Raw genomic sequence first — 7,642 nt, 5'->3', positions numbered from 1 at the left:
CCGCGATCTGGCACAACAACGCAACCAACGCACCGATCACCCGGTCACTGATCGCCTATGACCACTGACCGGAGATCGGACTTACTCGTCTAGGGGGAGATCCGTCCTACGGCTCGGGGAGGGGTCGTACCGCCGGAGGACGAGACGGGCCGGGGGGTGTCCTTAGCCTGGCTTTACGCCGCCGAGGGGTGGTCGGGAGGCCGTCGGGGGGTGGCCGGCCCGACCGGTGGGGTGGGGTTTTCCCCCCGCGCAAGACGGTGCCGGGCACCAGCGCGCGGGACCCCCTCGACGGACCAGACTCATCGGCGTACCGGGTTCGTGCGGTTCACCGATCCACCCACAGAGGAGACTCATCATGACTTCGGCCGTGACCATTCCCAGGCACGGGGGCACTGGAGGGCGTACGGCCGTTGCCGCGCGGGCGCGACAGGTCGTCAAGGCGTACGGGGCCGGGGCGACCCGCGTCGTCGCCCTCGACCATGTCGACGTGGACATCGCCCGCGGCCGGTTCACCGCGATCATGGGCCCCTCGGGGTCCGGCAAGTCCACGCTGATGCACTGCCTCGCCGGCCTCGACACGGTGACGAGCGGTCAGATCTACCTGGACGAGACCGAGATCACCGGCCTGAGGGACAAGAAGCTGACGCAGCTGCGCCGGGACCGGATCGGGTTCATCTTCCAGGCGTTCAACCTGCTGCCGACGCTGAACGCGCTGGAGAACATCACCCTGCCCATGGACATCGCCGGGCGGAAGCCCGACCGGGCGTGGCTGGAGCGGGTGGTGGAGACCGTGGGGCTCGCCGGGCGGCTCAAGCACCGGCCCAGCCAGCTGTCCGGCGGTCAGCAGCAACGTGTCGCCGTGGCCCGCGCGCTGGCCGCGCGGCCCGAGATCATCTTCGGGGACGAGCCGACCGGCAACCTCGACTCGCGCGCCGGTGCGGAGGTGCTCGGCTTCCTGCGGCGCTCGGTGGACGAGCTGGGCCAGACCATCGTCATGGTCACGCACGACCCGGTGGCCGCCAGCTACGCGGACCGGGTGCTCTACCTCGCCGACGGCCGGATCGTCGACGAGATGCAGCGGCCGACCGCCGAGGCCGTGCTGGACCGCATGAAGGACTTCGACGCCCGGGGGCGCACGTCATGACCGTCCTGAGAACCTCGATGCGCAACTTCTTCGCGCACAAGGGGCGCATGGCCCTGTCGGCGGTCGCGGTCCTGCTGTCGGTGGCGTTCGTGTGCGGCACGCTCGTGTTCACCGACACGATGAACACGACGTTCGACAAGCTGTTCGCGGCGACCTCCTCGGACGTGACGGTCAGCGCCAAGGGCGCCTCCGACACCGGTGAGACGACCTCCGAAACCGGCAAGCCGCCGGTCATGCCGGCGTCCGTGGTGGGCAAGGTGCGTCGGGCGGAGGGTGTGAAGTCGGCGGAGGGGACCGTGTTCTCCACCTCCGTGACCGTCGTGGACGCCGACAAGGACAGCCTGTCGCCCAAGAACGGCGGGCCGACCATCGTCGGCAGCTGGAACGGCAACGACGCCCGCACCATGAAGATCACCTCGGGGGCGGCGCCCAAGGGCTCCGGCCAGGTCATGGTCGACGCCGACACCGCCGACAAGCACCACCTGAAGCTCGGCGACGAACTCGGCGTGATCAGCGCGGTCGGCACGCACACCGCGAAGATCTCCGGCATCGCGACCTTCCAGGTCACCAACCCCGGCGCGGCGATCTTCTACCTGGACACCCGCACCGCGCAGCTGACGCTGGTCGGCGAGCCGGACGTCTACACGAGCGTCAACGTCACCGCGGCCGCCGGGGTCAGCGACGCCCGGCTGAAGAAGAACGTCGTCTCCGCGCTCGGCGCCGGTTACCGGGTGCAGACCGCCAAGGAGACCGCCGACGCCAACCAGAAGGACGTCGAGGGATTCCTGGGCGTCATGAAGTACGCGATGCTCGGCTTCGCCGGGATCGCTTTCCTCGTCGGCATCTTCCTGATCATCAACACCTTCTCGATGCTGGTCGCCCAGCGCACCCGGGAGATCGGCCTGATGCGGGCGATCGGCTCCTCCCGCAGGCAGGTCAACCGGTCGGTGCTGGCCGAGGCGCTGCTGCTCGGCGTCTTCGGTTCCGTCCTCGGCGTCGGCGCGGGGGTCGGCATCGCGGTCGGGCTGATGAAGCTGATGGGCCAGATGGGCATGCACCTGTCCACGGACGACCTCACGATCGCCTGGACGACCCCGGTGGCCGGCGTGGTGCTGGGCGTCGTCGTCACCGTCCTGGCCGCCTACCTGCCCGCCCGCCGTGCCGGGAAGATCTCGCCGATGGCCGCGCTGCGCGACGTCGGGGTTCCCGCGGACGCCCGCGCGGGCCGCGTCCGGGCCGTGACCGGCACGGTGCTCACCGGCGCCGGCTGCTGTGCCCTGTACCTGGCGGCGGCCGCCGACAAGGCCAAGGGCGGCTCGCTGTGGCTCGGCCTGGGCGTGCTGCTGTCGCTGATCGGTTTCGTGGTCATCGGCCCGCTGCTGGCCGGCGGTCTGGTGCGGGTGCTGGGCGCGGTCGTCCTCAGGGTCTTCGGCCCCATCGGCCGCATGGCCGAGCGCAACGCCCTGCGCAACCCGCGCCGCACCGGCGCGACCGGCGCGGCGCTGATGATCGGCCTGGCGCTGGTGGCCTGCCTGTCGGTGGTCGGCTCGTCCATGGTGGCGTCGGCGACGGACCAGCTCGACAAGACCGTCGGCACGGACTTCATCCTGCAGTCCGACAGCGGGCAGCTGATCACCCCGGAGGCGGTGAAGGCGATCAAGTCGGTGCCGGGCCTGGAGCGGGTCACCGAGTACAAGACCACCGAGGCGGATTACACCACGCCCGACGGCAAGACGCTCAAGGACACCGACATCACGGCGGCCGACCCGTCGTACGCGACCGACCTGCGCACCAAGACCGTCGCCGGGGACCTGAAGGACGCCTACCTGCCGGACTCGATGTCCGTGCACGAGAAGTTCGCCGAGGCACACGGCATCCGCCTCGGGTCGAAGATCGACGTGAAATTCAAGGACGGCGGCACCGCCCGCCTGACGGTCCGCGCGATCACCAGCAGCGACGTCGTCATCGACGCCGGGGCCAAGTACATCTCCATCGCCACGCTCGCCGAGTACGTTCCGGACGACAGGATGCCGCTGGACCAGATGATCTTCGCCACCGCGAAGGACGGGCAGCAGGACGCCGCGTACAAGTCGCTGAAGACGGCGCTGCACGACTACCCGCAGTACACCGTGCGCGACCAGACCGACTTCAAGCAGGACCTGAAGGACCAGATCGGCCAGCTGCTGAACATGATCTACGGCCTGCTGGCGCTGGCGATCATCGTCGCGGTCCTCGGTGTGGTGAACACCCTGGCGCTGTCGGTGGTCGAGCGGACGCGGGAGATCGGTCTGATGCGGGCGATCGGCCTGTCGCGGCGGCAGCTGCGCCGGATGATCCGCATGGAGTCGGTGGTGATCGCCCTGTTCGGCGCCCTGCTGGGGCTGGGCCTGGGGATGGGCTGGGGCGCGACCGCGCAGCAGCTCCTCGCCCTGGAGGGCCTGAAGGTGCTGGACATCCCCTGGCCGACGATCGTCGCGGTCTTCCTCGGCTCGGCCTTCGTGGGCCTGTTCGCGGCGCTGGTCCCGGCCTTCCGGGCGGGGCGCATGAACGTCCTGAACGCGATCGCGACGGAGTAGCCACCACGCGCGGGGGCCACACGCGGGCCTTGGGGGATCGCGGGGACCGGCCCGGCGCCGAGAAGTCACGGGGGACTTCTCGGCGCCGGGCCCTTTCCACGTCGCGGTCCACCGGCCAGGCGCCGGCCCTCCGGGCCGGGCCGGTGGACCGTTGCCGGCCGTCGGCGCCGGGTTTTCCACAGGCCGGGTGCCGGGCGCGGGCCGGGGTTGTCCACAGGCCACGGCACCGCCGAGCGCACCGTCGTAGGCTGGAGACCCCCGGCCGGTCTCCGTGTCGGGCCCTTCGCGTTGCCCACCCCCGGACGAAAGCCGCCTCCGAATGAGCCTGCACGGTCTGCTCGACGCCGTCGTCAAGGACACCGCCCTCGCGGAAGCGATTCAGGCGGCCCGCGACGGCAACCGCATGCACGTCGACCTGGTCGGCCCGCCGGCGGCCCGCCCGTTCTCGGTGGCCGCCCTGGCCCGGGAGTCCGGCCGGACCGTGCTGGCGGTGACGGCGACCGGGCGCGAGGCCGAGGACCTGGCCGCGGCGCTGCGCTCGCTGCTGCCGCCGGACGGCGTCGTGGAGTACCCCTCCTGGGAGACGCTGCCGCACGAGCGCCTCAGCCCCCGCAGCGACACCGTCGGCCGCCGCCTCGCCGTCCTGCGCCGGCTGGTCCACCCCAGCGCCGACGACCCCGAGACCGGCCCCGTCTCGGTCGTCGTCGCGCCCGTCCGGTCCGTGCTCCAGCCGCAGGTCAAGGGGCTGGGGGACCTGGAGCCGGTGGCCCTGCGCACCGGGCAGACCGCCGACCTGAACGAGGTCGTGGAAGCCCTCGCCGCCGCCGCGTACGCGCGCGTGGAGCTCGTCGAGAAGCGCGGCGAGTTCGCCGTCCGCGGCGGCATCCTCGACGTGTTCCCGCCCACCGAGGAACACCCCCTGCGGGTCGAGTTCTGGGGCGACGACGTCGAGGAGATCCGCTACTTCAAGGTCGCCGACCAGCGCTCCCTGGAGGTCGCCGAGCACGGCCTGTGGGCGCCGCCGTGCCGGGAGCTGCTGCTGACGGACGACGTGCGCGCGCGGGCCCGCGCCCTCGCCGAGGCCCACCCCGAACTCGGCGAACTGCTCGGCAAGATCGCCGAGGGGATCGCCGTGGAGGGCATGGAGTCCCTGGCGCCGGTCCTGGTCGACGACATGGAGCTGCTGATCGACGTGCTGCCCGAGGGCGCCATGGCCGTCGTGTGCGACCCGGAGCGGGTACGCACGCGTGCCGCCGACCTCGTCGCGACCAGCCAGGAGTTCCTGCAGGCGTCCTGGGCCGCCACCGCGGGTGGTGGCGAGGCGCCCATCGACGTCGGCGCGGCCTCCCTGTGGTCCATCGCCGACGTGCGGGACCGGGCGCGCGAGCTGGAGATGATGTGGTGGTCGGTGTCGCCGTTCGCCGCCGACGACGCGCTGGAGGAGGCCGACACCCTCAAGCTCGGCATGCACGCCCCGGAGACCTACCGCGGCGACACCGCGAAGGCGCTCGCCGACACCAAGGGCTGGCTCGCCGACGGCTGGCGCGCGGTGTACGTCACCGAGGGCCACGGCCCGGCGGCCCGCACGGTCGAGGTGCTGGGCGGCGAGGGCATCGCGGCCCGGCTCGACACCGACCTCGGGAAGCTGTCCCCGTCGGTGGTGCACGTGGCGTGCGGCGGCATCGAGCACGGGTTCGTGGACCCGGCGCTGAGACTGGCCGTGCTCACCGAGACCGACCTGTCCGGCCAGAAGGCGTCCAGCCGCGACGGCACCCGGATGCCGGCCCGCCGCCGCAAGACCATCGACCCGCTCACCCTGGAGGCGGGCGACTACATCGTCCACGAGCAGCACGGCGTGGGCCGCTACATCGAGATGGTGCAGCGCACCGTCCAGGGCGCGACCCGCGAGTACCTGGTCGTCGAGTACGCCCCCGCCAAGCGCGGCCAGCCCGGCGACCGGCTGTACATCCCGACCGACCAGCTGGAGCAGATCACCAAGTACGTCGGCGGCGAGGCACCCACCCTGCACCGGCTGGGCGGCGCCGACTGGACCAAGACGAAGGCGCGCGCGAAGAAGGCCGTCAAGGAGATCGCCGCCGACCTGATCAAGCTGTACAGCGCGCGGATGGCGGCACCCGGGCACACCTTCGGCCCGGACACGCCCTGGCAGCGCGAGCTGGAGGACGCCTTCCCCTACGCGGAGACGCCCGACCAGCTCACCACGATCGCCGAGGTCAAGGAGGACATGGAGAAGTCGGTCCCGATGGACCGCCTGATCTGCGGCGACGTCGGCTACGGCAAGACCGAGATCGCGGTGCGGGCCGCCTTCAAGGCGGTCCAGGACGGCAAGCAGGTCGCCGTCCTCGTCCCGACGACGCTGCTGGTGCAGCAGCACTTCGGCACGTTCAGCGAGCGCTACGCCCAGTTCCCGGTGAACGTCAGGGCGCTGTCCCGGTTCCAGACCGACTCCGAGGCCAAGGCGGTCCTGGAGGGCCTGCGCGACGGCTCGGTGGACGTCGTCATCGGCACCCACCGCCTGTTCTCCTCGGAGACGAAGTTCAAGGACCTCGGTCTGGTCATCGTCGACGAGGAGCAGCGCTTCGGCGTCGAGCACAAGGAGCAGCTGAAGAAGCTCCGCGCCAACGTCGACGTGCTGACCATGTCCGCCACGCCCATTCCGCGCACCCTGGAGATGGCGGTGACCGGCATCCGCGAGATGTCGACGATCACCACGCCGCCGGAGGAGCGCCACCCGGTGCTCACCTTCGTCGGCCCCTACGAGGAGAAGCAGATCGGCGCGGCGATCCGCCGTGAGCTGCTGCGCGAGGGCCAGGTCTTCTACATCCACAACCGGGTCGAGTCCATCGACCGGGCCGCTGCCCGCCTGCGCGACATCGTGCCCGAGGCGCGGATCGCCACGGCGCACGGCCAGATGTCGGAGCAGACGCTGGAGCAGGTGGTGGTCGACTTCTGGGAGAAGAAGTACGACGTCCTGGTCTCCACGACGATCGTCGAGTCCGGCATCGACATCTCCAACGCCAACACCCTCATCGTCGAGCGCGGCGACAACTTCGGCCTCTCCCAGCTGCACCAGCTGCGCGGCCGGGTCGGCCGCGGCCGGGAACGCGGCTATGCCTACTTCCTGTACCCGCCGGAGAAGCCGCTGACGGAGACCGCCCACGAGCGGCTGGCGACCATCGCCCAGCACACCGAGATGGGCGCGGGCATGTACGTGGCGATGAAGGACCTGGAGATCCGCGGCGCCGGAAACCTGCTCGGCGGCGAGCAGTCCGGCCACATCGCGGGCGTCGGCTTCGACCTGTACGTGCGGATGGTCGGCGAGGCGGTCGCGGACTACCGGGCCTCCCTGGAGGGCGGCGTGGAGGAGGAGCCGCCGCTCGAGGTCAAGATCGAGCTGCCGGTCGACGCGCACGTCCCGCACGACTACGCCCCCGGCGAGCGCCTGCGCCTGCAGGCCTACCGCGCCATCGCCTCCGCGAACACGGAGGAGGACATCAAGTCCGTCCGCGAGGAACTCGTCGACCGCTACGGCAAGTTGCCGGAGCCGGTGGAGAACCTGCTGCTGGTGGCGGGCCTGCGCATGCTCGCCCGCGCCTGCGGCGTCGGCGAGATCGTCCTGCAGGGCAACAACATCCGCTTCGCGCCGGTGGAGTTGCGCGAGTCGCAGGAGCTGCGGCTCAAGCGCCTCTACCCCGGCACGGTCATCAAGCCGGCCGTGCACCAGATCCTGGTGCCGCGCCCGAAGACCGCGAAGGTGGGCGGCAAGCCCCTGGTCGGCCGCGATCTGCTCGGCTGGGTGGGCGAGTTCCTGACCTCGATCCTGGGGTCGTAGACCTCCGCAGTACGGTGTGCGCACGGCCGTCCCCGGGAAGACGGCACCTGCGGGGGCGGATCGTGTCGG

Annotated in this window: 3 protein-coding genes; all 3 read left to right on the top strand. The window is 71.2% G+C overall.

The window, feature by feature from the left end; all coding sequences use genetic code 11:
- Nucleotides 1–355: 355 nt before the first annotated feature.
- The 3 genes from ACH4ZX_RS30350 to mfd all read left to right on the top strand — a co-directional run bounded on the left by ACH4ZX_RS30350 (nucleotide 356) and on the right by mfd (nucleotide 7,573).
- Nucleotides 356–1,144, top strand: a complete 789-nt coding sequence (locus tag ACH4ZX_RS30350) for an ABC transporter ATP-binding protein (protein WP_398279604.1) — start codon at nucleotides 356–358, stop codon at nucleotides 1,142–1,144.
- The gene (locus ACH4ZX_RS30345) at nucleotides 1,141–3,720 is read left to right on the top strand and encodes an ABC transporter permease (protein ID WP_398279601.1); all 2,580 of its coding nucleotides are present in this window, start codon (nucleotides 1,141–1,143) and stop codon (nucleotides 3,718–3,720) included. The genes ACH4ZX_RS30350 and ACH4ZX_RS30345 overlap by 4 nt, the downstream gene beginning before the upstream one ends.
- 319 nt (nucleotides 3,721–4,039) lie before the next feature.
- Nucleotides 4,040–7,573, top strand: coding sequence for a transcription-repair coupling factor (gene mfd / locus ACH4ZX_RS30340; RefSeq protein ID WP_398279598.1), 3,534 nt, complete (start codon nucleotides 4,040–4,042; stop codon nucleotides 7,571–7,573).
- Nucleotides 7,574–7,642: the final 69 nt, after the last annotated feature.

It is taken from the genome of Streptomyces sp. NPDC020490 (genome assembly GCF_044335305.1).
Lineage (GTDB): Bacteria > Actinomycetota > Actinomycetes > Streptomycetales > Streptomycetaceae > Streptomyces.
Note: the sequence above shows the minus strand (reverse complement) of the source record. Positions and strands in the feature narration are given on the sequence as shown.